The following is a 26,270-nucleotide window of genomic DNA, read 5'->3' on the forward strand; positions in this document are numbered from 1 at the left end:
AAAACCCGGCACGCAACCATCGAATGAGGACCATGCAGACCGAAGACACCCGACGACGAAGAGACGAACCACCCCCGGGGCCGACGCCCAAGGCGCCGCCCCTCAGCGACGGCACGCCGCTGCCCGAGGCGCCCCGGACGGGGAGCCCGGTCCCGTGGCTGACCAGCATCCACGCCCGCCCCGGCCGCGGGCCCTACGGCGACCGGCGCTATCGCGGCAACTGCTCGGGGCTCCTCATCGAGGACCTCATCCGCTTCTATAACCCCCGCCGCGTGCTCGACCCGATGGAGGGCGGCGGCACCTGCGGCGACGTCTGCCGGGCGCTCGGCATCCCCTACGAGGGGCGCGACCTGAAGCGGGGCTTCGACGCGACCGACCCCGAGCACTACGCGCGGCTCGGCCGCTTCGACCTCGTCTGGCTCCACCCGCCCTACTGGAAGATGGTCGCCTACAACCCCGGGGACGCCCGCTGCCTGTCGGGTGCCCCGACCGTCGCGGCCTTCGTCGGGCGCCTCAGGCAGGTCTTGCGGAACTGTCGCGACGTGCTCGCCGCCGGCGGGGTGCTGGCGCTCCTCATCGGGGACGGCCGGCACGAGGGGCGTTACCTCGGCCTGCCGTTCCGGGCGCTGGACGCCGCCGCGGCCGAGGGGCTCTGGCTCGCCGCGCCCGAGATTATCCGCTTCGGGCACGGCAGCACCTCCGCCCGCCGGGCCTACTCCGGGAGCTTCATCCCGCGGCTGCACGACGTCTGCCTCATCCTGCGGCGCGACCCCGCCGCGCCGCAGCTCTGGAGGGGCTGAGCGGAATCGGCCAACTTGCGGCCAGGCCCTCAGCCGGAGCCTCAGCAAGGGTGTTCCCCCCACCTTTGCGGCTCGCTGAGGGCCAATTCGACGCAACCCGTTTCCGAGCAACGCTGTCGCCTTTTCGGCGCCGCGCGCCCCGCCTCTTTCCGTGCGCGACGTCGCCTCGGGGGCACACTTCGGGCCGCGTCGCAGGGCCGCTGTCACCGGCTGTCGTCGGCTGTCGCACGCATCAGCATTTTCTGTTGGATTGGCCTTGAAGGGCCCGAAACGGCCCCGTACCTTCGATCTGGCACCGGACCCGATGAGGCTTCAGTCGGAGGTACCGCGATGGGGCTGCCGTTCATGGACTGGCTGGAGAAGCGGACGCGGGACGCGATCCTGCGGGGCGCGGCCGAGGCGGGCAAGGTCCTCACGGAGGGGGCGGAGGTGGTGGTCGAGCGGACCGAGGTGGTCGTCACGCTCGAGCGGGTGACGGAGTACGACTCATCGCCGGGCGCGGATCGCCCCGGGCTCGTGGAGGCATCCGACCCGCCGGGCGCGAAGCCGGCGCTGCCGCCTTCGGGCCAGGGACCGGGCACCGGCAAGCGTGAGGCAGGGCCGAAGGCGGGGCCGCCGGCGCGGGGCCGGCAGCCGGAGCGGGGACGTGCCCCCGCGACGACCTCCAAGACCGAGGCGATGTTCGATGCCAGCCCGGGCTCGAAGCCGTGAGCCGGTGCTGACCGGCCGCGACGAGGCGCTGCTGGAGTGCCTCACCGGCCGGTTCCGGCTGATCACCCCCGCGCTGCTGGCGCGGCTCTGGGGCTGCTCCGAGGCCTGCGTCCGCCGCAGGCTCCGGGCCCTCGACGCGGCGGGCCTGGTCCTCACCGCCCGGGTGCAGGCCCGCCCGCTGCTCGACCTCAGCGGGCCGCTGGTCCGCTGGGAGCCCGGCGGGCCGGAGCCGGACTTCGGCCGGGTGAGCTACCGGCTCAAGGCGCGCTGGCGCGAGCCGCCCGTCACGACCACCGTGTACCTTGCCGGCCGCCGGGCCGTGCACCTCTTCGGCGGCTCCGGCGGACGCCTCGACTACCCGCTCCAGGCCACCCACGACCTCCACGTCGCCGCCATCTACGCCCGGCTCGCCGAGGCGGACCCCGGCCAACTCGCCCGCTGGCGCGGCGAGGAGACGCTCCGCCGGGGCCGCAAGCGCGGCAAGATCCCCGACGCCGTCCTGGTCGACGGGCGTGGGCGGCCCACTCGGGCGATCGAGTTCGGCGGCAGCTACGGGCCGGCTCGGGTGCGGGTCTTCCACCGGGTCTGCGCCAACGCGCGACTGGCCTACGAACTTTGGTGAGGGGAGAGAGGAGAGGGGCGATGTCGAAGGCCGCCGCACGCACCATCAAGCTCACCGATCGCGACCGGGCGATCCTCGATCACGTCCATCGCTACCGGCTGACCACGATCGAGGTGCTCCGCCGCCTGTTCTGGGAGCCGGGCTGCACGCCCAACGCCGTATCGCAGGTCCTCGGGCGGCTCGCCGCCTTCCTCCACGAGGCGCCGCTGATCGGCCCGCAGAAGATCTACCTGCTCACGGCCGCGGCGGCGCGGGAGTACGGCGAGGATGAGGACTTCGCCCGGCCGCCCGGCCCGACGAGCCTGGCCCACCACCTGGCGATGCTCGAGTACTGCTGCCTGGCCGACGAGCGGCGCGAGCACATCACCGCCCGGGAGATCCGCGAGGGCTTCCCCGGCTTCGACGGGCGGGGGATCGCCCGGAACCGCTACTTCCACACCGAGGGCGAACGCCCGTGGCTCGGCTGGCTGGAGGTCGACTGCGGCAGCAACGCCGAGGCCCGGGTGAGGAAGTGCCACAAGCAGTTCGCCAAGCGTTATAATGCCGAGGGCCTGAAGTTCCGCGAGCTGGCCGACGCCGGCCGGTTCGGGATCGTCCTGATCACCACCTCCGACGGCAAGCGTCGGGCGCTGGAGCGGGCGCTCCGCAAGCTCGACCCGTTCCCCCTGGAGGTGCGGACCTCGGAGACGCTCCGACTGCTCCTGGGCCGCGGCGACGCGGCGGCCCGAGCTTCACCCGACGACGGGAGCGACGACGCCGGATGAGGGATTTCTACCGCGACCGCGATTCGCTCCGCGTGGAGCTGCTGCCCGAGGGCTGGGACCGCGAGGGGATGGCGTTCTCCTACCGGGCGCCCGGGACCCGCGCCGGCGAGACCCGAAACCCGTTCACACCCTACATCATCGCCTCGCTCGCGCTGGCGGCCTTCGCCGGGGCGCTCGCGACGCGACTCTTCTGCTACGTCGTGCCGCTGGGGACGATGGCCTTCTCCTGGCAAGTGATCGCGCTCTTCGTGGCGATCTCCCTGGTCGATGGCATGCCCAGCTACTTCGGCGACGATCCGCCCGAGGTCTGGATCACCCGGTTCCTTCGGGCGCCCCTGGTCTGGGCGACGATCGTGCTCCTGGCCCAGCCCCCGTGGGTGCTGCTCGTCGTGGTGCTCCTCGTCACGCTGCTGCTGGCCGACGCGCTGGCCGGGAACTACCTGGCCTGGCTCCTGGCCGACGCCCGGCTCGACTCCGACACCCGGGAGCTCATCCGGCGGCGGTGGAAGGGCCGCTTCGCGCGCGAGTCCTGGCTCACGGCGGTGCTGGGGCTCTTCGGCCACAACCGGCGGCCGCGGGTCCTCGACCATTACCTGGTCGGGCTCTTGCTCCTGGCGGCGGCGTTCGGGGTGGGGCTCCTGGCGTTGGCCTGCATGCCGGCCTACACGACGGGGATGGTCGTCGTCCTCGCCCTGCTGGCCTACCTCCCGCTCCAGGCGCTCGCCCTGCCGCACCTGCTCGGGCTCAAGCGCGTGCCGGCGCGGCTCCAGGCGGGGGTGGTGGCCCGCGCCCTGTCCAACTGGCTGAGCTACAACCCCCGCGACCGCTGGACGCCGGGGCTGCACCTGAGCCCCTACGGGGCGGCATGGCTGCGGCTGAGCCTCTTCGCCGCCGCCCTGCTGGTGGCCGGGGCGTCGCTCAACGTCGCCGCCTGCTTCTTCCCCGTGCTCATGCTCGGCCCGGAGGGGACCTCGCCCTGGCTCCGGGTGGGGGCGGAGCGGCGGGCGGCGTGGGGCGGCGGGCCGTCGCCGGACCCCGAGGTGCGGCTCTCGCCCCGCCAGCGGCTCTACTACGAGCAGCTCGAGGGCGAGGAGCGGCGCTCGGCGTACCTGCTGCGGGCGGCGCGCGCGCAGGCCGCCGCGCGCCGGGCGCCTGTCGGCCGGCGCGACGCCGGCGCCCTCACGACGCCCGAGTCCTGGATCCCGCCCAACTACGCCGGCGCCTGGAGGGGCCGGCCGCTGTTCCTCTGGACCTTCATCCTGGCCCTGGTGCTGGGCATGGCCGTACCGCCGCTCCTGCTGTTTGCCGCCTGCTGGTCGGCCTTCGGGCACGAGCTGGCGCTCCTGGAGCTGCGGCTCACCCACCCCGACTTCCGGCAGCACCGGCGCGAGGAGGACGGCGCCCCGGAGGAGTCGCCCGCGTGGTACGACCCCGAGTGGCAGGGCTACATCGACGCGCTGCACAACTCGCCCAACCCCCTGGAGCGCGAGCACCTGTTCCTCGGCTTCGCCCAGGACTTCGACACCGACGACGAGTCCCCGGTGCTGATGCACCGGGACATGCTCCGCGAGCACGTGCACGTGACCGGGGACAGCGGCTCGGGCAAGAGCAGCCGCGGCATCGCCGCGATGGCCGCCCAGCTCTGCCGCTTCGCCCGCGAGCGGGGGGACTGCTCCCTGCTCGTCATCGACCTGAAGGGCGACGACGCGCTCTTCCACGGCATCCGTCACGAGGCGCGCGGGCTGCCCTTCAAGTGGTACCGCGAGCAGATCGGCTGCACGACCTTCGGCTTCAACCCGCTCATGCAGTCCCACATGGAGTATTACAACCCGGAGCAGAAGGGCCGCGCCGTCATGGACGCCTTCGGCCTGCGCTACCAGGACGGCGGGGCGGACCGCTACTTCGCCGACATCCAGGAGGAGGTCCTCTCCCGGCTGTTCCGGCACCACCCCGAGGTCCGCTCGCTCGCCGATCTGCACCGCCTGCTCCAGGATCGCGGGATCCGCGAACGCCTCTTCCCGAACACGCCGCAGACCCACTGGGACAACTCCTACCACGTGCGCTCCCAGCTCGGCGCCTTCGCCAACTCGGCGCCGCTGAACGACACGAGCGGCGACCCGGACCGGTGCATCGACCTGCCCTCCCTGTTCGCCCGGCCGCAGGTGGTCTACTTCTACGTGCCGGCGCTCATGGGCGGCGGGGCCAACCAGCAGGCGGCGAAGTTCGCGCTGTACGCGCTGCTGACCTCGGCGCTGTTCATCCCGAAGTCGAACCGGCACCAGGTCTACTGCATCATCGACGAGTTCCAGGAGATCATCGGCGCCAACCTCGGCGTGATCCTCAAGCAGGCCCGCAGCTTCGACGTCGGCATGGTGCTCGCGAACCAGCTGCCCTCGGACCTCAATCGCGGCGGCGTGCGGCTGCACGACGTGCTCACGGCGACGACCGCGCTGCGCTGGTCCTTCCGCGCCAGCGACCTGGCCCAGCAACGCGAGCTGCAAGAAGCCTCCGGGGAGTACATCGAGTACCTCAGGACGGTGAATACCCAGGTGACCGTGACGCACTCGTCCGGGAGGAAGGGCGGCAGCGAGAGCGTCACCAGGTCGGTCGGCACGAGCCGCGCGGAGGTCTTCCGCCCGGCGTTCAGCCGGAACCGGATCCTCTGGGCGAATTTCGTCGACGACCTGTCCATCGCCCACTTCGCGCGGGGCAACGGCTACACGCAGTTCTTCCGCCCGTTCCCACTGCGCACGATGTTCCACATCAGCCGGGAGCTCTACGAGAAGCGCTCCCGCGAGCCGTGGCCGCTCCTGCCCTGGCCGCCGGGGCGGCGAGACGGCGCGGCCCCCGGCCCCGTGCCCGGGCCGGCCGATCGGCCGCTGCCCCCGCCCGACGGCGGGCAGCCGGGCGGTGCGACCGGCGAACGACCCTGATCACCCGCGACACCTTCGGAGGCGACGAGCGATGGCGGACTTCCTCAGCTGGCTGGTGGGCATCGCCGGGCTGTTCCTGCTGGTCTGGGCGATCGTCGGGAGCGTCGCCGCCGGGATGGAGCGGGCGCGCGCCCGGCTCGAGGGGCCCGAGCGGGCCGACGAGCCGGTCGACCGGGGGCCGGCCTCGGCGCTGCGAAAGAGCGTCCTGCCGCTCATCGGCCTGATCCTCTTCGGCGGGTGCGTAATCTATCAGTTCTTCGGCAGGCCCGGCGAGGAGGGCGCGGGGGCTGACCCGCCCGCGGTCGCCGGAGGCGGCGAGCAGGGCGTGCCGGGCGAGCCCGAGGAGCTCGACCGCTTCCTCGAGCAGTCGGAACTCGAGACGGTGGCGAGCATCAAGCGGGCCGAGCTCGCCTCGGCCAAGGCGAAGCAGCAGCAGGTCGCGACGCTGGGCGCCCGGGTGCGGGAGGCGCTCGCCGAGTGGGACCAGGAGTTCGACCGCTGGGAGGCCGAGGTGATCGGCCTGCTCGGCGACGATTCGGGCAGGGCGCTCGCCGGGCAGCCATCCTACGTCCGGCGTTACCGCGCGATCGCGGCGCAGGAGCGGCCCGGCCGCGAGGAGGCCGAGGGGCTCCGCTCCGCGTTGGAGACGCTCCTGGAGCCGGTGGAGGACGCGCTGGCCAGCCCCGCCGACGCGCTGATCCCCGACGAGGCGCTCGCCGGGCAGCTCGAGGGGCTCCTGAAGCAGGCCCGCGAGGGGAGGGATGCCTACCGCACCCCGCGGATCCAGGTCCAGACGCTGACCACCCACGCCAAGGCCGCCGGGGAGCCGGCGGCGAAGACGCTCCGCGAGGCGATCGCCGAGCAGGAGGCCGAGGAGGCGATCGCGGCGACGACCCTGATCGAGGCCGAGGAGGAGAAGGCCCGGCGCGAGCGCGAGGCGGCGCTCGCCGCGGCGCGCCGGGAGCAGCTCGAGTCCGAGGGCCGGGCGGAGGTCGAGCGCATCAAGGCCGAGACCGAGGCGAAGCGGATGGTCGGCGAGCAGGAGGCGCGGCGGATCGCCGAGGAGGCCGAATCGGTGAGGAGGCGTCAGGAGCAGGAGATGGAGGCGCGGCTCGCCGAGGCGCGGCGGGAGCAGCTCCGCAAGGCCTTCGAGCAGCAATGGCCGGGCATGCAGCCCTACCTGACCGCGTTCACGACGCCGGGCTACACCCAGCCGCGCCGGGACAAGTTCGTGCGGACGACCGACTACGGGCCGGTGTCCCTCGGCAAGCTCCGGGGCGCGGGGCTGCTCGAGCGGAGCGTCGAGTCGCTGCGGCGGCTGCACTTCGCCACCGCGGCCAACCAGATGAACGACCGGGAACGCGGCGGCTTCCCCACGATGGAGAACACCTTCGCCGAGGCGCAGGCGGACCTGCAGCGGATCCAGGAGTTCCTGGTCACCTACGGCGAGATCATGGTCGAGGAAGGGCTGCTCACGCCGTAAGAGCCGCCTTGCCAACGTGCTGCCGCCCGACGTGAGGATCGGGAATGCGGCTCTCTATTGGCTCCCGAGCCCGGTGTTCAAGGACCGAGGCATTGAGACCGACCGCCGGGTCTTCAACACCCTCGCAGACGATGAGAAGCGCGGAGCAGCAACTCGTCGCGTCGCTCATCCGTTTGCTGCAAGACCGAGGGTTCATCAGCTAGAACGATAGCTGTAACCCACCGCAATCGGGCGCAGGCACGAAGGCCCTCGCCAAGGAGTGGACCAATTGAACGAGACCGCGTTAAATCAATTAAGCGATACGAACAAATGGAGAAGGGTTATTTCGTGTTGAATGCCTACCTGGGTGTGCTTCGTGCTAAACAGGTTGGGGATGCGCCCGAACCTATCTTCCTGCCGCCACATCCAACTGGAGGAAATGGCCGTGACTGCGCGATCGAAGTCTTTGAGCCGCTTCTCTATCTGGCTCGCGACAACCCCGCATTCGCCCGCACAAACGTAGCCGACCATCGCGCCGTACGGATGGCCGAGGCTGTATTTCCCGATCACGAATCGATTCACACCGTCCGTTACGTAATAGCGGGACAGGTCTGAATCCGCATCTGCGAGCCTCTTGCACTCGATGGCGAAGTACTCGGTCTGCTCAAAGCTGTAGATCACGTAAACATCGATCAGTCCGATGCTACGGCTCTTATCTGGCAAGTCGCTCTGTGGCTCGCGCTCGAACCGCAAACGCGGCATGGGATTACGGCGCCTCTTCTCAGCGTCCATCTGCCAACGAAGCTCATCACTGATGTCGTCTTCGCTACTCCGCGCACTCACCTTGCCACCGGCGACCACTCGCGGCCAAGCCTTGATGGTGATGTCCAGGATGGTCGTGATAACGTCCTCGAGGACGAGCTCGCCAGCGGATCCGAAAGAGCCGACGCTCGGGGGCTTAATCAGCTCATTCACGGGCCGAACCCATCAGATCCTTTAGAACGGAATCGGCATCGGCCATGGCCGCCGAACGGCTCCAAAATCGTCTCTGAGCCGGTTTAACGATGTAGAACGTATCGTCCGCGTAGAGTCGGAGATGCCGTCGCGTGTAGAGACTCGCGGCCATCTCTTCGTCCAAGGACTCGGCGATCCTGTCGAGCAGCGGGGAGAGCGTCTGCTTCTCAACCACGCGTAGGGACGGCTTTGCATTCTGCTCGCGCACGAACTGGAATTTCGCAATCCTTAGAGGACCATCGACGTCGTAGACTTCGGCGGAGACCGCCTGCCTCCGATTCGTAACCAGCAGCGGTTGAATGACGTCGATGAGCGATTCGGCGTACCGCACACATTCTGGGGTGTCCGGCGCCACCAACGCCTTGGACTTGCCGTGGTTTCTCTGATGGTCGATGGTAAGCCCCACCATGTCCTCGACAAGCACCCGCTCCCAGCCTTCTAGCTGGTAGAGAGTGAAAACAGCGTCATCCAGTTCGGCCATGCCGGTCGCGGTTGGCTGAATCTTGCCGCTCTTCCTCAATGCCGACTCAACCCTCAGTACACGCGTGACCGCCACCGCGTCGGCCGTAGCCATGTCGGGCACCGGGATGCGCAGGAAGTCGTTCGGCAGGACCTCGTACTTCTCGATGCCCCACTTCGTCGCCGTCAGGAACACGAAGTAGGCGGCGAAAGACGAGTTCAAGACCGCGTTCAGGTAACTGGCTAGCTTCGGGTCCGTCCGGCCCATGGGGATCCCGCAATACGATAGCGAGTAGACCACGTCATCGTTGCAGACGGCCGCAACCAGCCGATTTCCACGAAGGCCGCACGCCGTGAGTAATAACGGCCCGCGGTAGATGTGAGGATCGCGAGGCCATTGGAGTCGTCGTTCTCGGAATTCTGGCAGCGGCGAGGCATCAAGATGAAACGGTATGAGCTTAGTTTTCGCAAGACACGGTAAGCCATGAAGCTCCACCGGCACCGGACGTGATTTGTCCCCGGGGATGTAGCCTTGGAACATCTCGAGGCCGAACCCTCGCAGGTAGTTAACCAAGCTCGGGTGGGTTTCCGCGACACGCTCCACCAGTGCCATGTCACGGGCCGTGCCCCAAGCTGCGACCTTCAGCGTGTACTGATTCGCCGCCGCCAATCGGACTGAGATTCGATGAATGTTCTCCGGGCCGACGCGCAATACCCCATGCTCCCGATATGTCAGATCCCGTTCGACCGTCACGTACAGGAAGGAGTCCTCTTGCTTCGCCGGAGAATTCTCGAACACGACGGCGACCGCCGGTTGTTCAGCGGAAGGGAAGAGTTTTTCCCGGTGAAGTGCCGACAGATTGAAGAAGATTCGAGGTGCGAAGGCTTGGAACAGCTCACGTTTGGCCTGAATGGACTGCGGATGATGGCTGAAGAAACGCTTCCCTTCGAGGATAAAGCCGAATCGAGCATTTGGCCGGGAGAAGTCTGCGGCCCGGTAGATGAAGGCTTGGTCCGGAGGATTTCGGAAAGGCAAGGTGACTTTGGGAACCCTCGTCTCGCAATACTCCACGTGCGCGGGGGCCGCGCCGGGACGACCGGACCGCGGGCCTTTGTGGCGAGTCCACGGAGGATTGCCGACGATGACAGAAAAATCCTTGTCCCTGAACGGTGGGGCCTGCTCGAACGCGCCCCCGGATTTAAAGGCATCGCCGACGAAGAGGTTCTGCCCCTTCAACTCGCGCTCGAAGCGGAGCGGGCGGGACGAGTTCGGGTCTGGATCCAACTCGAAGGCGGTGAGGCAGAGGCTGAAGGCAGCGATCTCAACGGCCGTCTCCTCAATGTCAACGCCAAAGACTTGTCCGTAGAGCGTCTCGCGAACTAGCTCACGTGTGTGCTCCTCGCCGCTTGCGATACGCCGGGCCACGAGGCGACGCAGAGCCTCCACCAAGAACACCCCGGACCCGCACGAGAGATCGAGGATCTTCGCATCGGGACCGAGGCTATCACCCTTGAAGAGGCCGTCGTCGAACACTTGCGAGAGGACCAGATCAACTAGGTTGACCGGCGTGTAATGCGTGCCCGCCCGCGTAGCACGCTCTGGGTCGGCCGCGTGGATAAATTGCTCGTAGATCGAGCTGATCAGCTCGATCGGGATGACATCGAAGTCGTAACGCCAGAAATTGAGGCTCTGCTGGAAGGTGGTTAGGTCGGTCCGGGCCAGGATGCAGCGCGGGATCTCCAACTGCGCCTCGGTAAGCAGGCCTTCGCTGCCCAGGGATTCCTCCCTCTTGGGGGGCGGTGGGAACAAGTCGCCATTGAAGGTCTCTCGCATCCGGGCGAAGAAGGTCTGCGTCGCTTCGGCGTCGCCGAGTACCTCCTCGAAGCAGGTCACCCCCAGGCCATGAAAGAGGTCTGGTGGCAGAATCTTCTTCGATTCGAGGTAGGCGATGAAGATCGTTCGGAGTAGGAGCCGATGCGCGGAGAGCCCTTGCATGTCTCGCTGCTTGAGCTTTGTCGCAGCGACCGTTAGGTCGGCAACCAGTTGTTCATCGATCCGAGTCGACCGATCGATCCGTCTGCCGAGCGGCCCGGACCAAAACTCGCCCGACGAGAGGGCATCGCGGGTGAGGCGGAGTTCTCGTAATCGCTCCAGGTTGCCGGCGACATCGCTGAAGAGTTCGACTTCGGGGTCGTCGACCCCCGCTCCCCCATCCCGCGGCGTGGCGAATGCATTGAATATCCTTATGCGAGAAGGCGTGCTTATCCATAGCATGCGAGCCAGGCCGTGGTTCCAGGCGGCCCGGTGCCAATTCTGAAGTTGTTCCGTGGTCGGCTCCGCCCCTACCGACTTGAAGTAGATGCAGGGCGACCCGTCGAGTTCGAAGATTTCGGTTACGCCGAGCTTGTCGCCTCCGAGGACGGCCTCATACTTGAAGGAACGATCAATTTGATTCGCGGGAACGCCAGCACGCCGGGCGTTCTTCAATTCCCCCGCGCGCAGCATCCCCTTGCTTGGTTCCCCGTTCCTGTAGAACCCAAGCTCTTCTAACTGGCTCTCGAACTGCTCATTATGCTCTGTCATGCTCTGCCAACTGGACGGTCAAGGGACGCGTGAGACAGAACGAAGTATCGCCCCGCTCGCGCATCTACGTTTCTCGGCTCCCGGGGGCGATGCTCTTCGCTCCATCGCCCGCGTCCCGACGAGTTTGGACGCCTCCGCTCCGACTATCGAGGAGGTCGGTCAAGGCATCCCACTCGGCCGATGAGGTGATCCCACGAGATCGGACGTAGAACCTCCGCCCCGAGGGCGATGCGACCATGTGCTCAAGTTCCGGTGGAACCTTGCCGGCGAGCATCAGGAGCTCGAGGGGATCTGCGCCCAGGACAGTCGCAAGTGCGCGAACCGTCTCCGCCGCCGGAACGAAGCCGGGTTTGTTGTTCTCGATCTTCGAGAGGTAGGTCTGGTTCACGCCTGCCGCGTGAGCCACCTCGCGTAGGGTCATGCCACGCTCGCGTCGCAACTGCCGCATCCGAGTGCCAAGCTCCATGACAGTACACCTCCTGCTCGCATTAACAGTACGTGGTAGTTGAGGTGACTTCAACTCAAAAATCGAACGGTGGTCGGAAATCGTTCTGAGGCCGGTCGAGGAGCGATTGACGCATCTCCTTTTGCAGGTCATCCGTCATAACCTACAAAAGACACGGTGAGTTGCGCCCAGAACTCGGCTTTGCCGAGCGACGCCCGTCCGTGCTAACCTCGGAAATGCGACAGGCTCCCTGCCGATGGCAAGGAGCCTGTTGTGGGAATCGAATGAATCGGCCATGGGCGTCCGTGCTCCAGGCGATTCGGGCGAGCGTCTCATCCGTGAAATCCCCTCGCCCTACGGTTCGTCAATCAAAGAGCTGATTGGTCGAGATTAGAGTCCCGTCAAAGAAACTAATCTCTTCCAGAGTGGGGGGCGGGAGCGCTTGCGCTCCGCCTTCCACCATTTTTCCAGCTGTCGCAAGGCCCGCCGGGCGTCGCGGAGATCGTTGAAGTAGACGTCGGGGACCGCGTCCGGCTCTCCGTTGATCTCCGCCAGCCTCGACACCGTGAAGCACTGGTAGTTCACCCCGCCCTCCGAGACCCGATCCCAGGCCTGCACGACCGCGTGGCCGCGCTGGAACTGCTTGATCGGCGCCTTCGGCCGGACCGGGAGCGACTTCACCACGTGCTCCACGTACTGCCTCGACTTCATCCTTCGTACATCCTCTTTGGTCCTCATAGACCTCCTGCTTGGTTTCGCCGCGTCGCATGGCCTGCTCCCAGGTCCAGCACGCGGAGGTTCATCATCGGCCGCCTCGCGACGGCCCCGCCTATTGCTCGGTTTGCGAACCGCCCGGCGGGTCGGGGAAACGCCTCACCTATTGCTTCGTTTGCGAACGCCCCGGTGAGGGGGTGGGGGGAAAAGAGAGATCTCGGGGCGAGTGCCGCGCGGGGCCTCGCATACGACCGATTCTAGGCGGCCGAGCCGGCGGTGTGTACCGGGATTTCCGGGATTTCTCGGGCGAATCACCCGGTCCTGCGCATGCCGGCGACAGGCGGCGACAGGATGCGACGCCGCACGGATTCCGATCTGCATTTCCTCGTCGAAACGATCGGCCGGTCGACCTCCCGCGGCATCTCGACGCCCCCGGATCGCCACCATCGGGTCGTCGAACGAGCCCCATGCCCCCGTCGTACCCGAACGGCGCGGCGATAGACCCAGAGGCACTCCGATCTCTGAGATTCGATCCGGGATAGACGAGACCAATCCACCCCCCGACCGGGCGACGAGGCCGGGTCGAGGGGCCGTGGTGCCAATTTGAGAAGGTTTGCGTCGGGCGACGACTCGTCGCGACGCGGTGTGACGGAAGGCGACAGGCCGAGCGTAGGGCCGCCCGCGTGGGCGGTCGAACGCTCGGTCCCTGTCCGCAACCCGTCACCCCGTCCGGAGCATCGCCCATGACCAGGCAGAACCTCACCCGCGCCCACGAGCAGCTCTTCCGCCGCGACCCCGACGAGTGTGCGACCGACCTCCAGGCCCTCTGGGACCACTGCCGCAGGCAGAAGGAGGAGGGCCGCGACCGTTGGCAGCTGCCGCAGACGATCCGGCCTTTTGCCCGAGACGGGCAGATTCTGCTGGAGCTCGGCGACGACGGCGCGAGCCTCCTCAACGACTGGTCGTTCTCACAGCTCTGCCGGATCGCCGGCGTGAGCAAGGACACGATCAACCGGCTCAGCCCCGAGACCGCCGCCACGGCGCTCGCGGAGACCCTGCCGCGCGGCAACCGGCCGACGCAGGTGCTCACCGAGGGCGACTCCGTCCGCTCGGTCCACGGCACGCACTACACGCGGCTCTGGAACGCCGACCTGCTGGCCGTCGTCGCCGAATTCGCCGTCGACTTCCAGCCCCCGCCACGGGCCTACTCCGGCGGCACGGGGCTGTACGCGGGCGAGCAGGACATGTTCGCCTTCCAGATCGACCCGGCCGGCTGGGCCGAGGTCGAGGGCGAGGCGTTCGCCCCGGGCTTCTTCGTCTGGAACAGCGAGGTCGGCCGGCGGGCGCTGGGCGTCTCGACGTTCTGGTTCCAGCATTGCTGCCGCAACCACATCGTCTGGGACGCCGTCGAGGTCACCGAGTTCACCGCCAAGCACACCTCGCGTATCGGCGACGCGCTCGGCGAGGTCCGCCGCATCATCGAGGCCCTGGTCCGGCGGCGCGACGAGCGCCGAGACGGCTTCGTCCGCGTCGTGGCCAAGGCGATGAAAGAGCGGCTGGGCGAGGACGCCGACGAGGTGCTCGATCGCCTGCAGACATTCGGCGTGCCGCGCGGCCTGGGCTCGAAGGCGGTGGAGCTGGCCCACGGGCAGGGCTTCACCATCTTCTCCGTTGTCGACGCGCTGACGCGCCTGGCGCAGGAGATCCCCTACGCGGGCGAGCGCACCGAGGCCGACCAGAGGGCCGCGCGGCTCCTCGATCTCGTATCGGCGAGGGGGGAGGCGACGCAGACCGCGGCGCTGGCCGTCTGACCGGGAATTCTGACGATCCCCCCGATCCCGGCTGGAGGACTTCCGATGAGTCATTCGAAGGCGAAGGCGCGGCCGCGCGCGGAGCACAACGGGCAGGATCCGCCGGAGGAGGCGCCGGACCGGAATCGGCCGGTGCACGTGGTGCGGCTGCGGAACATCCGGGCCGCGATCTGGGCCAACGAGACCGAGGCGGGGCTGCGCTACAACGCGACCGTCACCCGGCTCTACAAGGACGGCGAGCAGTACTGGCGGACCTCCGACAGCTTCGGCCGCGACGACCTGCTGCTCCTGGCCAAGGTCGTCGACCTGGCCCACACCTGGATCAGCGAGCAGATGCAGGCAGCCGACGTGCCGTTCTGACGCGACGGGCTGAATGGCCGACACGGAGGTCGGCCACGCCCCGCGAGAGGTTCCCCGAGAGGAGGCACCACCGCCCGACACCAGCCAACCCGGCGAGCCGGCTCGAGGCGGCCAACTCGCTCTAATTGGAGGGCGCATGGACGAGGGGAAATGGACCGTGAAGAGCTACGCGGGCGCGAAGGGCGAGCGGATGTGGGCCGTCGTGCACCGCGAGCGGCCGATGTTCCTGGCGATCGTCGCGGATCGCTCCGTCGACGCGCTCTGCGAGGTCCCGCCCGCGGCCGTGTACTGGGCGAAGCCCGAGGTGCCGGACGATGCGGCCTCGTACCGCAGGCGGGCGATCGAAGTGCTCAGGCAGCGACGCGATGCGTCTCCGCCCCATCGCCCGGCCCGCCCAAACCGACGCGTGAAGGGGAGAGGGAAGTCCAGCCGCGCAACCGGGACGCAGCCGCGCCATGCCAGGTCGAAGTGACTCATGCCGGCCCCGCCCGGCGGTGCTGAGCTTCCGGTTCGTCGGCACGGCGATGGTTGGCTCGCTGGCGATGGCGCTCGTGTCGATCTTCGCCCCGCCGCCGGCCCAGATCGCCGCCCTCGGGGCGTGCGTTAGCATGCTGGCCGGTCTGTTCGTCGCCTACCTCGAGCAGGAGGCCGAGCGGGAGCGGGAGCGGGCCCGACTGCTGGAGCAGCTCCGCATCCCGATGGCTCTGGCCCCCGAGCATGACCTGTTCGACCTCTATCGCTCCTTCTCCGATTCGCTCGCAGATCTGTCCCTGCAGGGCGACCCGGCGCTCCGCCGCTTTGCCGTGCTGAAGCTCACCTCGCTCGCGGCGGAGGTCCATTCGCTCGCGCGCGGCACGATCGTCTTCCACGGCACCGAGACCTGGCGCACGGTCTACGAGGAGTTGCTCGAAGGCCCGGGGCTCGGCTCGTATCTCTCGGTCTCTTGGGTCAAGACACGCGACTACTGGCAGGACCGCCCCGGCTGGCGGAGCATGCACCTGAACTTCGCCCTCGCCGAGCGGGGCCTGCACATCGAGCGGATCCTGATCCTCCGCGACCACCTCTGGCCGATCGGCGAGCCGCTGCCGAGCGAGGCGATCCGCCCCTGGATCGACGCGCAGCACGGCCGCGGCATCCGGGTGTCGCTGCTGCGGGAGTCGGAGATCGCCTCCGAGCCCGACCTCCTGGTCGACTACGGCATCTACGGCGACCGGGCCACCGGGACGCACGAGCTCGACGAAATGGCCCGCACCCAACGATTCGTCGTCGAGTTCGGGCCGCAGGCGCTCAAGCTTGCGCGCGACCGGTGGTCGCGCACGGCGCTGTACGCGACCTCCTACGCCGAGATCCTGGACTCCGTGGGGGAAGCCGCCTAAGATCGGATCAACGAAAGTGGATCGAATCTTCGCCGACCTCACGCACCGGGGAGCACGCCGGTGTACACCACGCTCTATCTGGACACTGCACGCTTCGGGAGGATGCGCTTTCGCGCCCGGCGGGCGGCGGCGGATCACGCCCGGCTCTGCTCCGACGAGGGCGGCTCGCGTCGCGTCGAGGAGCTGCTGGTCGGCGGCCACGAACCCTGGCCCCGGGCGTTCCAACTCCGCTATCCCGGCCTCGCCGACTGGGGAGGGCTCGCATCGTTACGAAGCGACCTCCGGACCATGCTCGGTGCGCCGACCGAGGCGAACGTCCTCCTGGCCGCCCGCTCGGCGACGCTGATGCGGATCGGCGCACGCGCACTCGCGCGACGTTGCAGGAGGATCCTCCACACCGACCTCGAATGGGACAGTTACGTCGGCCTGCTCCACGAGGAGGCGGGGCAAGCGGGCCGCGAGGTGATCTCGCTGCCGGTCCGGCATCTCCTGGACGGGGGGACGATCGGCGCCGATGACATCGTGCGCCTCATCGCCGATGCGTGCCGGGCGCGAAGCTGCGAGGGGTTGTTCCTCACCGACATCAGCCACGACGGGATGCGGATCCCGGTCGCATCCATCGTCCGCGAGCTGGAGCGGGGTGGTGCCGAGCCGCTCCTCGTGGTCGACGGCTCGCAGGCCCTCGGGCAGGCACCCGTTCAGCTCGACGGCTGCGACCTGTATCTCGCCGGGGCCCAGAAGTGGCTCAGGGCGGGGCATCCGATCGGCATCGCCCTGGTCCCGCGGGAGAAGAGCCGGGCGCTCGTCGCCGGCGAGATCGCGAGGCTGGTGGACTCGAGGTCCGTCTCCGACCCGCTGCTCGACCTCGTCGATCAGATCGACAGCACGGCCTCTCACCCATACGGCGAGACGGCCGACCTGGGGGCGCTCTTCTGCCTCGCGGCGGCCGTCCGTGCGGAATGCGCCGAGCGGCGGAGCACGGACCAGCGATTCGCGCTCCGCAAGGCGAACGCGGCAAGGGTCCGCGAAATCGCCCGGCGGGTCGGCTGGGAGCCCTTCGTACCGTCATCGGCGCTCCTCACCGGGATCGTGCTGCTCCGTGCGGCCGATCCGGGAGTCCGTTCCTGGCCGGCCGAGCGGCTCCGCTCCGAGCTGCATCGCCGCGGACTCGCCGCGACGGCGTATGACGGTGGCGTGGTCCGCCTGTCGATGCCCGGCGAGCTCTGGGAGGACGAGGACCTCGAAGTGATGCGATCGGTGCTCGCTGGCGTCGCCCGAGGAATGCCGGCCTCGGTGGCACGTCGCGCCGGTCACGCCGGACGACGGTCGACTCTCGAACCCGGAGGCCGCCTCGAGTGCGCACGCCGCGTTCAGTAGGGCGCCTCGATCGGCTCGAACGCCATCGCGCCGAAGTCGTAGAGCTCGGCCTCCCCGACCATACCACCTCCCGCCAGGGTGGCGGCCATCAGCTTGCCGCCGGCCGCCCAGACCAGACGCTCCCCATCGAGATCCGCCCACTCCCAGTCCGGGCAGCGGATGCACCGGCCCGTCTCGAGATGAACCAGCTCGTGCTCATCCCAGTAGCATCCCTTGCCCTGCTGCGCCCCCAGCTCGGCATGGGCGATCTTCCGCAGGACCCAGCCGCTCCCCGCCGGCTTCTCGAAGATGTCTCGGTCCTTCCACTTCGCGACGTTCTCCCGCTGCACGAGCTTCCAGCCGTCGCGCAGGAGCCGTGGGTAATAGACCCCGAGGCATTCCCCGCCGAAGTGCTGATCCGGTCGGTACTTCGCGTCGCGCCGGACTTCGACCGCGTCGCGGAGCACGGAATGACCGAACCCGTCGTTCAGCCAGTAGGTGTCCATTCCGGTGAATAGGCCGCCGCCGTGCCAGCAGTCGCCCTTGGGGAACAGCGCGACGGCCTTCAGGTACGGTGCCCGAGAGATCGCGGTCCAGGAGCCCTTGGCCTCGGAGTCCCAGCGGCCGTTCATCGCGAAGTAGATCAGGTGGGAGCCGTCGGGCGACAGGTCGCTACGCCGCTCGTAGATCCGGCCCTTGAGCCACTGTCCGAGGCGGAACTCATCCCGACGTCGGTCCCAGAGGATCGTGCACACGCGCTTCGACGGGCCGCGGCGGATGACGACCCCCACCGGTGCCCGGCGCGCCAGGAGCACGTGGACCCTCGGCCCGATCTCGGCCATCGCAATTCACCCCCCGCGAGGGCCGAAGGCCTGCTCGATGGTCGCCATCGGAAGATAGAGGTGACGCGGGTCGTCCTCCAACGGGACGAACCCGTACTTCGCGTAGAAGGCCGCGGCATCCTCGTCGATCGCATCCACCGCGACCGCGTGGATCGCGATCTGCTCGGCGAGCGTCAGGCAGCGTGCGAGGGCGTCCGTCAGGAGCGCCGCGCCCAGGCCGCGGCCCTGCATCGAGCGATCGACGGCAAGCCTCGCCAGCAGGGCGACGGGGACGGGATGGCGCGGGAGCTTCCGTGAGGCCTCCGCCGGCAAGTTCTCGAACGTGACGGAGCCCGAGGCGAGGGTGTAGTACCCGACGACTCGCTTGGTAACCGGGATCACCGCCACGTAGGTGCGTCCCAGGTTCCGCTTCTCGTACTGCGAGACCAGCTTGCGCAGGAAGTCGTCCAGCGGCGGCCGGCCGCAGTCTAACGCGGAGCGGTCGTGCGAGCGGTCGAGCCGCTCGATCGCCCAGTCAGCCATGATGCTTCAGGTGCGTCGCGGCCGCCCGCCTGAGGGCCTCGTTCGGGGCCGGCGGGTTGTCGAGCAGCGTGAGGAAGCGGTCGCGGTCCCGGTCGGAGAGCGGCGCGGCCGACTCCTCGGCGAAGCGCAGCTCGTCCTCGGGGACGACGACGGCCTTGCGGATCCGCAGCTCCGTCTCGCTGACCTGCTCGACGATGACCGTCGCGTTGGCGAACGAGCGGGGGAGCGTCACCCGGCCCTTGGCGTCGGTGTTCCTGGTCTCGGTTTCCATGGTCCTTCCTCGACGTGATGACAACTCGATTGTCTCACGCAGGCGGGAAAGTGGTCAAGCGGGACCGTCCCACCACGCCGAAAGCCGCTAAGATGGCGAATTCGCCCGGAAAACCCGACTCCCGATAAGAGCAGTTATCGGGCCTCTTGGGCTCGAATCGGCTGATTTGGCTTTATAAGTCCCACTTCCGCCACGGCGCGAATAATCTCCGTAGTATTCACCCGCACACGAGCGAGGATCGAGTCCATGGGAGCCCTTTGCTGCAATCCCGCGCCGTCCAACGCCGCCACGGCGGCCGAGCCGAATGGAGACAACGCCTTCCGCCCGGAGAGCCCGCGGAGCCACAGCCCCACTCATCCGCATCGTCACGACCCTAACGAGCTCAGCGAGGCCCACCGGCGATGCCTCGCCCACGTCGATCGCCTGAGCTGGGCGCAGGTCGCAGGGTGTCCCGCGGGCGTCGCCGGGCTCCGCCTACCCCCGAGGCCTCTCGAATAGGAACAGCGTTCCTCGATCCACGTCGGGCGTCCGGCGGGATGACCGGGGGCGAGCCGCATCGGCGAACTGACAACCGCTTGCCCGCGAACTGCCACCTGGGTTGGGCACAACAGATTAGAATCGCCAAACTCGGGTCATTGCGAATCAGCATCGTCATGCCCCCAACCCTGTAGAGAAATAGACCGTGCGGATGAATAATCCCTATCGCGCGCCGCTTTCATCGGCCGTGCATGTTGCGCCAGCGAGCGGCACCCAGCTCGGTGGGGGATCGAGCGAGGGCCAGCATGCGAGTGGAGGGCTGATGGGCTATCTCGGGCTGGTCGGCACGACGACGAGTCGTAAGCTGCTCGTCTGGACATGGCTGCTCTTCATCGCCGTGTTTGCCTTCACGAACTGGCTGTTCAACGATCATGGCTCGTCCACTCGCCCTGAGGACGGCCAGACGATCGGAGGCCTGTCCACCACGGGCGGATTGCTCCGCGATTACGCCCGGGGCGCGGAACCGGAACGAGACTGAGGCGAATCGAAAGGCTGCCGCTGATGCCTCGGCTGCCATTCAGTCCGCACCGGCTCGTGCCGGCCTACGCGCGGATACCGGCCGATCAGTCGGTTGCGACTTCCTCCCTGTGGAACATGCGGTAGAGCGCCGGCAGGACGACGAGCGTCAGCAGCGTCGAGGAGAAGATGCCGCCGATGACCACGGTCGCCAGCGGCTTCTGGACCTCCGCCCCCGTGCCCGTGGAGAGGGCCATCGGGACGAAACCCAGGGCGGCGACGAGCGCCGTCATCAGTACCGGCCGCAGCCGGGTCACCGCGCCCGAGACGATGGCGCGCTCGAGAGGCATTCCTTCCCGCCGCAGCTGGTTGATGAACGTCACCATCACCAGGCCGTTCAGGACCGCCACGCCCGAGAGCGCGATGAAGCCGACCGCCGCGGAGATCGAGAAGGGCATGCCGCGGAGCCAGAGCGAGAGCACCCCCCCCGTCAGGGCGAGCGGCACGCCCGAGAAGACCAGCAACGCGTGCTTCACCGAGTTGAACGTGCTGAAGAGCAGCAGGAAGATCAGGAAGAAGCAGAGCGGGACGACGAGGCTCAATCGCTTCCTCGCCTGGATCAGGTTCTCGAACTGCCCGCCCCAGTCCAGCCAGGTGCCGGCCGGCATCCTCACCTCCTGGTCGATGCGCCGCTGCGCCTCTGCGACATAGGAGCCGATGTCGCGGCCCCGGACGTTGGCCTGGACCACCACCCGACGCTTGCCGTTCTCCCGGCTGATCTGGTTGGGCCCCTCGCTCATCTCGATCGCCGCGAGGGACCCGAGCGGCACATAGCTCGCCCCCGCCCGCACCGGCCGGCCCGCCGCGTTATCTCCCGCCGGAGCCGGAACCTCCTCCCCGTGGGACGGGAGCGGGATCGGCAGATTCCTCAGGGCGTCGATGTCCCGCCGGATCTCATCGGGCAGGCGGACCACCAGGTCGAAGCGGCGGTCGCCCTCGAACACCTGGCCCGCCTCCTTGCCGCCGATCGCCGCCGCCACCACGTCCTGCACGTCCGCGACGTTCAGCCCGACACGCGCGATGGCCGCGCGGTCCACCCGCACGGTCATCACCGGCAGCCCCTCGGTCTGCTCCACCTTCACCGAGGTGCCGCCCTCCACCTCGCCCAGGACCCGGGCGATCGCCTCCGCGGTCGGGACCATCTGGCCGAATTCGTCGCCGTAGACCTTCACCGCCACGTCGCTCCGCACCCCGGCGATCAGCTCGTTGAACCGCATCTGGATGGGCTGCGTGAACTCGTAATTGTTGCCGGGGGCCGCCGAGAGGGCCTCCTCGATCCGCCCGATCAGCTCCGCCTTCGGCTCATCCGGCTCGGGCCACTCCTCCCGGGGCTTGAAGATGATGAAGGTGTCCGAGACGTTCGGCGGCATCGGGTCGGCCGCCATCTCCGCCGTCCCGGTCTTCGAGAAGACGAACGCCACCTCGGGGAAGTCGGAGACGATCTCCTCGACGTGGAACTGCATCGCCGTCGACTCGGTGATCCCGGTGCTGGGGATGCGCATCGCATGCATCGCGATGTCCTTCTCGTCGAGCGTCGGGATGAACTCCTGGCCCAGGACGAAGAACAGCAGGAGCGACGCGAGGAACCACCCGGCGCCGCCTGCCACCACGGCGCCGCGGTGCCGCATCGCCCAGCGCAGCAGCGGCGCATATCGCTCCTTGGCCCGGTGCACGAACCAGTTCTCCTCCTCCTTCACTCGCCCGGTGATGCCGATCGCCACCATCGCCGGGACGAAGGTCAGCGAGAGGACGAAGGCCGAGATCAGCGCGAAGATGACGGTCGCCGCCATCGGCTGGAACATCTTGCCCTCCACCCCGGTCAGCGCCAGCAGCGGGATGTAGACCGCGATGATGATCGCCTCGCCGAAGGCGGTGGCGCTCCGCACCTGCACGCTCGCCTGGAAGACCACCTCGAGCCGCTCCCGGAGCGTGAGCGTGCGGCCGAGGCGGTGCTGCTCCTCGGCCAGGCGCCGCAGGCAGTTCTCGACGATGATCACGGCGCCGTCGACGATCAGGCCGAAGTCGATCGCGCCGAGGCTCATCAGGTTGCCGCTGATCTTCGTCCGCACCATGAACGTCGCGGTGAGCAGCATGGACAGCGGGATGGCCAGCGCCGTGATGAACGCCGCCCGGAAGTTCCCCAGCATCGCAAAGAGGATCACGATGACCAGGATGGCCCCTTCGGCCAGGTTGTTCCGCACGGTGCGAATCGTCGCGTCGACGAGCTTCATCCGGTTGAGCACCGTCTTGGCCCGGATGTCCGGCGGGAGGCTCTTGTTGACCTCAGCGAGCTTGGCGTCGACCGCCGCGGCCACGGTCCGGCTGTTGGCGCCGATGAGCATCAGCGCCGTGCCGACCACGACCTCCTCGCCGTTCTCGCTCGCCGAGCCGGTGCGGAGCTCCTTGCCGATGCCCACGCTCGCCACGTCCCGCACATAGACCGGCACTCCGCCCCGCTCCGCGACGACGATGCTCTCGATCTGCTCGGGCTGCTCGATGCGGCCGGGGACGCGCACGAGGTACGCCTCGCCCTTGTGCTCGATGTAGCCGGCGCCGATGCTCTCGTTGTTCCGCTCGAGCGCCTCGATCACATCACCGAAGGTCAAACCGTAACTCATGAGCTTCATCGGATCGGGCTGCACATGGTACTGCTTCTCGTAGCCGCCGATGGCGTCGACCTCCGCAACGTCCTTCACGCCCTTCACCTGCGGCCGGATGATCCAGTCCTGCACCGTCCGCAGGTACGAGGCCCGTTCGAGCTCGGTCCGAAGCCGCAGCCCTTCCGGCGTGAGGTAGCTCCCGTCGCCCTGCCAGCCCGGTTGGCCATCGACCGCCTCGGCACCCTCACCTCGCGGGTGCTCGTACTCGACCACCCACATGTAGACCTCGCCCAGGCCGGTGGAAATCGGCCCCATGCGAGGCTCGGCCCGCGGAGGGAGGTTCTCCCGGGCGAGCCCGAGACGCTCCGCGACCTGCTGCCGCGCAAAGTAGATGTCGACGTCGTCGTCGAAGACGGCGGTCACTTGCGAGAAGCCGTTGCGGGAGAGCGAGCGGGTGTAGTCGAGCCCCGGGATGCCGGCCAGGGCCGTCTCGATCGGGAAGGTCACCTGCGTCTCGATCTCGAACGGCGAGAGCGCCGGGTACTCGGTGTTGATCTGCACCTGGTTGTTGGTGATGTCCGGGACGGCGTCGATGGGCAGCTGCTGCAGCGAATAGGCGCCGACCGATGCCGCCAGCACGGTGATCAGCACGACCAGCCAGCGGTGGTCGATGGAGAACTTCAGGATACGATCAAGCATGGGCCTCCTGTGACTCGTGGGCGAGCTGCGTGCTCAGTGTTCGTGCGCTGCGCCGGCCTTGCCCAGCTCGGCCTTGAGGATGAAGGTCCCCGCGGCGACGTAGCGCTCCCCCTCCTCGAGCCCGGAGAGCACCGGCACCATCCCGCCGACGGCCGGGCCGACGCGGACCGGGCGCTTCGCGAAGGTGTTCGCCTCGCCCTCGACGGGCACGAACACCGCGGGCGAGCCTTCGACCGTCTGCACGGCCTCGCTCGGGACCGCGAGCACCTCCTCGGCCGCGCCGGCCGGGGGGAAGATCGTGGCCTCCGCGAACATCTCCGGCTTGAGCCGTCCGCGAAGGTCCTTCACCTCGATGCGCACCTCCGCGGTACGGGTCGCACGGTCGAGCGCCGGGTCGATGACGGTGACCACACCCTCATACGGCTCCCCGGGGGCCGCCGGGACCTTGACTCGGGCCGACGAGCCGACGACGACGTCCTTGAGGCGTCCCTCCGGCACGTCGGCCAGGACCCAGAGCGTGCCCGTATCGGCGATAATCAGGAGTGACTCGTGCTCGGGCCCAACCAGCTCGCCGAGCATCGCATGCCGCTTCACGACCGTCCCGCCAAGCGGCGAGCGGATCGGATAGCGCGAGGTCGTCTCGCCGGACTTGAGCAGGCCGGCGATCTGCGCGCTGTCGAAACCAAGCAGGCGGAGCTTGCTCTCGGCCGCCTGTGCCTCGGTCTCCGCCACCCGCAGCTCCACCTCCCGCTTCTGCACCTCGCCCAGGGCGATCCCCTGCGACCGCTCCAGCAGCGTCTTTGAGCGCTCGTACGCGCTGCGCGCGGCATCGACGGCGGCGCGCCTCGATCGGAAGTCGTTCTGCGCCTCCCCGAACTGGGGGCTCTCCACGATCAGCACCACGTCCCCCGGCTGCACCCGATCGCCGAGCTGCACCTTCAGCTCCACGACCCGACCGGGGACGGGAGAGCCGACGTGGGCGAGCCGATCCCGGTCGTATGACACCCGGGCCGGTGCCGTGACCGAGTCGTTCAGCGCCTGTTTCCTGGCGACCTCCATTCGGAGGCCGTAGCGCTCGATCGCGGCCGGCGCCAGCGTCGCCTCGTCGATATGCTCGGCGCCCTCGCCGTGGCCGTGTTCGCCGTGTTCGTGCTCATCCTCGCCCTCCTCGCCATGCCCATGCTCGTCCTCCCCACTCCCGTGGCCGTGCTCGTCGTGACCACTCTCTTCGCCGTGCTCATGCCCATGCTCATGCTCGTCCCCGCCGCTACGACCCTCGCCGCGGCAGCCGGCGACGAAGCCGGCCAGCAGCAGGAGGAGCAGGAGGGTCAGGATGCGGCCGGGCAGATGGTCAGCGGCCCTGGTGGTCTGCGATTGATCACCGGTTCTCATCGTTCCGATTCCTCTGATGCTTCCCCGTGTGCCTCCGGGGTCGTTCCTAGTCCGCCGGCTGCGACGCCCGGCTTCGTCTGCGCCGCAGCCTCCAGCTCCGCGGCCACCCCGGCCCCTCCCACGGCACGCTCCAGGCGGATGAGCGCGACGGAGGCCTTCCGCTGGAGCTCGATGAGGCGCGTGTGCGCCTCGTGCAGATCCTGCTCGGCCAGGAGCAGCTCGGTGATGTCCGTCTCCCCGGTCTTGAACTGAAACTGGGCCTGTCCGAGTCGCCGCTCGGCCAGCGGCATGAGCTCCCTCTCGACCCGGGCCAGGTTCGCGAGGGTCGCGGCATACGCTTCGTGCGCGCGCCGGATCTCCTCGACGACCAGCCGCTTGATCCCCGTCAGCTCGTGGCTTGCCTCAAGCACCGCCGCGCGGGCCCGCGCCCGCCGGGCCTGGCCGAAGTCGAAGATCGGTAGAGGCAAGGCGATGCTCGGGCCGACCGACCACTCCTCCTCGCGCTCCGCATCGACCCCCACCCCGGCGCCCTCAAGCGGCGCAAGCCACGCCAGGCGGCGCTCCGCGCCGAGCGCCGCAAGCTGCCACTCCTTCGCCTGGACCTCCGGTCGCCGCACAAGCGCCGCTTCCGCCCAACGCCGGTCCGGGACGGTGATCGGATTCGGCGGGTCCCAGGCGGGGAGGCGCCAATCCGCCGCGCCGCCCGGCTGGCCGATCAGCCGGGCGAGGGCCAGCCGTTCCTCTCGCCGCTCAAGCTGTCGCTCGGCGATCTCCGATTCGATCTCGAGGCGCTGGGCCTCGGCGGTCGTCAGGTCGAGCAGCGTCCCCTCGCCCAGCTCCAGCCTCGCCCTCGCCAGTTCGATGAGGCGGGCGTTGAGCCGCTTCCGCTCTTCCAGCTCGGAACAGAGCGAGTCGAGCGCCTGCGCCGCGACAAACCGCTCGCCGAGCGAGGACACCGCGTCGAGGACGGCCGAGACGGCCTCCGCGCCGGCCGCACGCAGCCGGTCGTCCGCGGCGGAGACGAGCCCCGGCCTCCGCAGGACCGACAGGAGGTCCTCCGCGAGCCCCGCCTCGACGACCGCCCGCCCGCCGGAGTCCGGGATGCGGAATGCGACGCTCAAGATCGGGTTGGGCAGCAGCCGGGCCTGGTCCGCATCTGCCTGGGCGATGCGCACCCGCCCCAGCGCCGCCTGGATGCCGGGGTCGTTCTTCAGGGTCAGGCGCAGCGCCTCGGGAAAGCTCAGGAGTTCGGGCGTGGCGTCGTCCTCCTCCACCGGCATCGGCTGCTCACGAAAGACGATCGCGCCGGCCAGGCCGATCGCGGCGGCCGCCTCCTCCTCGGGCGGCGCAATCGTCTGCAGCCGACAGCCGCTGAGGAGGATCAAAGACACTCCGCAGAGGGCCGAAAAACGCGATATTTCCATAACTCGGGACAGGACAAAGTGTACGGTCGGTGTGAGCGAGGAGCCGCGAGGCCCCA

At 68.6% G+C, this 26,270-nt stretch carries 22 protein-coding genes; 12 read left to right on the plus strand and 10 right to left on the minus strand.

Annotation, left to right across the window (positions count from 1 at the left end; all coding sequences use genetic code 11):
• Nucleotides 1-32: 32 nt before the first annotated feature.
• The 6 genes from TsocGM_RS14420 (at nucleotide 33) to TsocGM_RS14445 (ending at nucleotide 7,313) form a co-directional block, all read left to right on the plus strand.
• Nucleotides 33-800: a class I SAM-dependent methyltransferase gene (locus tag TsocGM_RS14420; protein ID WP_126726174.1), complete on the plus strand. Its 768-nt coding sequence runs from the start codon at nucleotides 33-35 to the stop codon at nucleotides 798-800.
• Between the two features lie 330 nt (nucleotides 801-1,130).
• Nucleotides 1,131-1,511, plus strand: coding sequence for a hypothetical protein (locus TsocGM_RS14425; RefSeq protein WP_126726175.1), 381 nt, complete (start codon nucleotides 1,131-1,133; stop codon nucleotides 1,509-1,511).
• Nucleotides 1,512-1,515: 4 nt separating this feature from the next.
• Complete coding sequence (locus tag TsocGM_RS14430) at nucleotides 1,516-2,133, plus strand: hypothetical protein (protein WP_126726176.1); 618 nt, start codon at nucleotides 1,516-1,518, stop codon at nucleotides 2,131-2,133.
• A 20-nt stretch (nucleotides 2,134-2,153) separates the two neighbouring features.
• On the plus strand, nucleotides 2,154-2,897 hold the full coding sequence (locus tag TsocGM_RS14435) for a hypothetical protein (RefSeq protein ID WP_126726177.1): 744 nt from the start codon (nucleotides 2,154-2,156) through the stop codon (nucleotides 2,895-2,897).
• Nucleotides 2,894-5,830, plus strand: coding sequence for a type IV secretory system conjugative DNA transfer family protein (locus tag TsocGM_RS14440; RefSeq protein ID WP_126726178.1), 2,937 nt, complete (start codon nucleotides 2,894-2,896; stop codon nucleotides 5,828-5,830). Before TsocGM_RS14435 ends, TsocGM_RS14440 begins: the two co-directional genes overlap by 4 nt.
• 31 nt (nucleotides 5,831-5,861) lie before the next feature.
• A complete protein-coding gene (locus TsocGM_RS14445) occupies nucleotides 5,862-7,313 on the plus strand; it encodes a coiled-coil domain-containing protein (protein ID WP_126726179.1) in 1,452 nt (483 codons plus the stop codon).
• A 288-nt stretch (nucleotides 7,314-7,601) separates the two neighbouring features.
• On the opposite strand, the gene TsocGM_RS14450 is transcribed toward TsocGM_RS14445, so the two are convergent.
• The 4 genes from TsocGM_RS14450 to TsocGM_RS14465 form a co-directional block, all read right to left on the minus strand.
• Complete coding sequence (locus tag TsocGM_RS14450) at nucleotides 7,602-8,267, minus strand: hypothetical protein (RefSeq protein WP_126726180.1); 666 nt, start codon at nucleotides 8,265-8,267, stop codon at nucleotides 7,602-7,604.
• The gene (locus tag TsocGM_RS14455; protein ID WP_126726181.1) at nucleotides 8,260-11,349 is read right to left on the minus strand and encodes an HsdM family class I SAM-dependent methyltransferase; all 3,090 of its coding nucleotides are present in this window, start codon (nucleotides 11,347-11,349) and stop codon (nucleotides 8,260-8,262) included. Before TsocGM_RS14455 ends, TsocGM_RS14450 begins: the two co-directional genes overlap by 8 nt.
• Before the next feature lie 64 nt (nucleotides 11,350-11,413).
• Nucleotides 11,414-11,947: a helix-turn-helix domain-containing protein gene (locus tag TsocGM_RS14460; protein ID WP_126726182.1), complete on the minus strand. Its 534-nt coding sequence runs from the start codon at nucleotides 11,945-11,947 to the stop codon at nucleotides 11,414-11,416.
• A gap of 237 nt (nucleotides 11,948-12,184) precedes the next feature.
• Entirely contained in the window at nucleotides 12,185-12,505 is a 321-nt protein-coding gene (locus TsocGM_RS14465) for a hypothetical protein (protein WP_126726183.1), read from the minus strand.
• Between the two features lie 746 nt (nucleotides 12,506-13,251).
• On the opposite strand from TsocGM_RS14465, the gene TsocGM_RS14470 reads away from it, so the two are divergent.
• The 5 genes from TsocGM_RS14470 (at nucleotide 13,252) to TsocGM_RS14490 (ending at nucleotide 17,432) form a co-directional block, all read left to right on the plus strand.
• A complete protein-coding gene (locus tag TsocGM_RS14470) occupies nucleotides 13,252-14,319 on the plus strand; it encodes a DUF932 domain-containing protein (protein WP_126726184.1) in 1,068 nt (355 codons plus the stop codon).
• Nucleotides 14,320-14,364: 45 nt separating this feature from the next.
• A complete protein-coding gene (locus TsocGM_RS14475) occupies nucleotides 14,365-14,679 on the plus strand; it encodes a hypothetical protein (RefSeq protein WP_126726185.1) in 315 nt (104 codons plus the stop codon).
• A gap of 136 nt (nucleotides 14,680-14,815) precedes the next feature.
• The gene (locus tag TsocGM_RS14480; RefSeq protein ID WP_126726186.1) at nucleotides 14,816-15,151 is read left to right on the plus strand and encodes a hypothetical protein; all 336 of its coding nucleotides are present in this window, start codon (nucleotides 14,816-14,818) and stop codon (nucleotides 15,149-15,151) included.
• Nucleotides 15,135-16,055 (plus strand): hypothetical protein, encoded by a 921-nt coding sequence (locus TsocGM_RS14485; RefSeq protein ID WP_126726187.1) that lies wholly within the window; start codon nucleotides 15,135-15,137, stop codon nucleotides 16,053-16,055. Before TsocGM_RS14480 ends, TsocGM_RS14485 begins: the two co-directional genes overlap by 17 nt.
• A 60-nt stretch (nucleotides 16,056-16,115) precedes the next feature.
• Nucleotides 16,116-17,432: an aminotransferase class V-fold PLP-dependent enzyme gene (locus TsocGM_RS14490; RefSeq protein ID WP_126726188.1), complete on the plus strand. Its 1,317-nt coding sequence runs from the start codon at nucleotides 16,116-16,118 to the stop codon at nucleotides 17,430-17,432.
• On the opposite strand, the gene TsocGM_RS14495 is transcribed toward TsocGM_RS14490, so the two are convergent.
• Genes TsocGM_RS14495 through TsocGM_RS14505 form a run of 3 tightly spaced genes read right to left on the minus strand, consistent with a single transcriptional unit; the run spans nucleotide 17,426 to nucleotide 19,046 of the window.
• Complete coding sequence (locus TsocGM_RS14495; protein WP_126726189.1) at nucleotides 17,426-18,253, minus strand: hypothetical protein; 828 nt, start codon at nucleotides 18,251-18,253, stop codon at nucleotides 17,426-17,428. The two genes, TsocGM_RS14490 and TsocGM_RS14495, sit on opposite strands and share 7 nt — an antisense overlap.
• A 6-nt stretch (nucleotides 18,254-18,259) precedes the next feature.
• Nucleotides 18,260-18,775, minus strand: a complete 516-nt coding sequence (locus TsocGM_RS14500; RefSeq protein ID WP_126726190.1) for a GNAT family N-acetyltransferase — start codon at nucleotides 18,773-18,775, stop codon at nucleotides 18,260-18,262.
• Nucleotides 18,768-19,046 carry a type II toxin -antitoxin system TacA 1-like antitoxin gene (locus TsocGM_RS14505; RefSeq protein ID WP_126726191.1) on the minus strand — a complete coding sequence of 93 codons (279 nt, stop codon included), beginning with the start codon at nucleotides 19,044-19,046 and terminating at the stop codon, nucleotides 18,768-18,770. The genes TsocGM_RS14500 and TsocGM_RS14505 overlap by 8 nt, the downstream gene beginning before the upstream one ends.
• A gap of 688 nt (nucleotides 19,047-19,734) precedes the next feature.
• On the opposite strand from TsocGM_RS14505, the gene TsocGM_RS14510 reads away from it, so the two are divergent.
• Complete coding sequence (locus TsocGM_RS14510) at nucleotides 19,735-20,061, plus strand: hypothetical protein (protein WP_126726192.1); 327 nt, start codon at nucleotides 19,735-19,737, stop codon at nucleotides 20,059-20,061.
• An 85-nt stretch (nucleotides 20,062-20,146) separates the two neighbouring features.
• Here the strand turns inward: TsocGM_RS14510 and TsocGM_RS14515 are convergent, their stop codons facing one another.
• Genes TsocGM_RS14515 through TsocGM_RS14525 form a run of 3 tightly spaced genes read right to left on the minus strand, consistent with a single transcriptional unit; the run spans nucleotide 20,147 to nucleotide 26,175 of the window.
• Nucleotides 20,147-23,398, minus strand: coding sequence for an efflux RND transporter permease subunit (locus TsocGM_RS14515; protein WP_126726193.1), 3,252 nt, complete (start codon nucleotides 23,396-23,398; stop codon nucleotides 20,147-20,149).
• 33 nt (nucleotides 23,399-23,431) lie between these two features.
• Entirely contained in the window at nucleotides 23,432-24,790 is a 1,359-nt protein-coding gene (locus TsocGM_RS14520) for an efflux RND transporter periplasmic adaptor subunit (RefSeq protein WP_126726194.1), read from the minus strand.
• On the minus strand, nucleotides 24,787-26,175 hold the full coding sequence (locus TsocGM_RS14525) for a TolC family protein (protein WP_158633570.1): 1,389 nt from the start codon (nucleotides 26,173-26,175) through the stop codon (nucleotides 24,787-24,789). Before TsocGM_RS14525 ends, TsocGM_RS14520 begins: the two co-directional genes overlap by 4 nt.
• Between the last annotated feature and the right edge of the window lie 95 nt (nucleotides 26,176-26,270).

The sequence above is a fragment of the Tautonia sociabilis genome, assembly GCF_003977685.1.
In the GTDB taxonomy this organism is placed as follows: Bacteria; Planctomycetota; Planctomycetia; order Isosphaerales; family Isosphaeraceae; genus Tautonia; species Tautonia sociabilis.

Excerpts from the sequence above, each read along its gene's own strand:
- TsocGM_RS14445 (WP_126726179.1), top strand. The coding sequence starts at position 5,862 with ATGGCGGACTTCCTCAGCTGGCTGGTGGGCATCGCCGGGCTGTTCCTG.
- TsocGM_RS14495 (WP_126726189.1), bottom strand. The coding sequence starts at position 18,253 with ATGGCCGAGATCGGGCCGAGGGTCCACGTGCTCCTGGCGCGCCGGGCA.
- TsocGM_RS14440 (WP_126726178.1), top strand. The coding sequence starts at position 2,894 with ATGAGGGATTTCTACCGCGACCGCGATTCGCTCCGCGTGGAGCTGCTG.
- TsocGM_RS14515 (WP_126726193.1), bottom strand. The coding sequence starts at position 23,398 with ATGCTTGATCGTATCCTGAAGTTCTCCATCGACCACCGCTGGCTGGTC.
- TsocGM_RS14510 (WP_126726192.1), top strand. The coding sequence starts at position 19,735 with ATGAATAATCCCTATCGCGCGCCGCTTTCATCGGCCGTGCATGTTGCG.
- TsocGM_RS14460 (WP_126726182.1), bottom strand. The coding sequence starts at position 11,947 with ATGACCTGCAAAAGGAGATGCGTCAATCGCTCCTCGACCGGCCTCAGA.
- TsocGM_RS14420 (WP_126726174.1), top strand. The coding sequence starts at position 33 with ATGCAGACCGAAGACACCCGACGACGAAGAGACGAACCACCCCCGGGG.
- TsocGM_RS14455 (WP_126726181.1), bottom strand. The coding sequence starts at position 11,349 with ATGACAGAGCATAATGAGCAGTTCGAGAGCCAGTTAGAAGAGCTTGGG.
- TsocGM_RS14480 (WP_126726186.1), top strand. The coding sequence starts at position 14,816 with ATGGACGAGGGGAAATGGACCGTGAAGAGCTACGCGGGCGCGAAGGGC.
- TsocGM_RS14505 (WP_126726191.1), bottom strand. The coding sequence starts at position 19,046 with ATGGAAACCGAGACCAGGAACACCGACGCCAAGGGCCGGGTGACGCTC.
- TsocGM_RS14475 (WP_126726185.1), top strand. The coding sequence starts at position 14,365 with ATGAGTCATTCGAAGGCGAAGGCGCGGCCGCGCGCGGAGCACAACGGG.
- TsocGM_RS14485 (WP_126726187.1), top strand. The coding sequence starts at position 15,135 with ATGCCAGGTCGAAGTGACTCATGCCGGCCCCGCCCGGCGGTGCTGAGC.
- TsocGM_RS14465 (WP_126726183.1), bottom strand. The coding sequence starts at position 12,505 with ATGAAGTCGAGGCAGTACGTGGAGCACGTGGTGAAGTCGCTCCCGGTC.
- TsocGM_RS14520 (WP_126726194.1), bottom strand. The coding sequence starts at position 24,790 with ATGAGAACCGGTGATCAATCGCAGACCACCAGGGCCGCTGACCATCTG.
- TsocGM_RS14425 (WP_126726175.1), top strand. The coding sequence starts at position 1,131 with ATGGGGCTGCCGTTCATGGACTGGCTGGAGAAGCGGACGCGGGACGCG.
- TsocGM_RS14435 (WP_126726177.1), top strand. The coding sequence starts at position 2,154 with ATGTCGAAGGCCGCCGCACGCACCATCAAGCTCACCGATCGCGACCGG.
- TsocGM_RS14470 (WP_126726184.1), top strand. The coding sequence starts at position 13,252 with ATGACCAGGCAGAACCTCACCCGCGCCCACGAGCAGCTCTTCCGCCGC.
- TsocGM_RS14500 (WP_126726190.1), bottom strand. The coding sequence starts at position 18,775 with ATGGCTGACTGGGCGATCGAGCGGCTCGACCGCTCGCACGACCGCTCC.